The organism is Pseudomonas sp. SIMBA_068, from assembly GCF_046534705.1.
Classification (GTDB): domain Bacteria; phylum Pseudomonadota; class Gammaproteobacteria; order Pseudomonadales; family Pseudomonadaceae; genus Aquipseudomonas; species Aquipseudomonas putida.
Map to the genome: position 1 here is coordinate 1 of NZ_JAWRYI010001674.1, position 236 is coordinate 236.

The 236-nt window shown below is 53.8% G+C and carries 1 protein-coding gene; it reads left to right on the top strand.

Translation table 11 applies throughout. The features are described 5' to 3' along the window. Positions 1-76: 76 nt before the first annotated feature. Positions 77-236, top strand: a 160-nt coding sequence (locus SB756_RS35435; protein ID WP_410913927.1) for a redoxin domain-containing protein, incomplete at its 3' end; no start/stop codon positions are given.

The window sequence follows — 236 nt, forward strand, 5'->3', positions numbered from 1 at the left end:
TGGTAATTTTCCCTCTGGCCGTTTCTGACCGGATGGTGTATTACCCACAGCCTGAATAAGAAAATGGAGAGATGTAATGAATCCACTGAAAGCCGGAGATACTGCACCCGCATTTAGCCTGCCCGATCAGGACGGCGAACACGTGAATCTGACCGACTTCCAGGGACAGCGCGTTCTGGTGTACTTTTACCCGAAAGCGATGACACCAGGCTGCACCGTGCAGGCGTGCGGTCTGC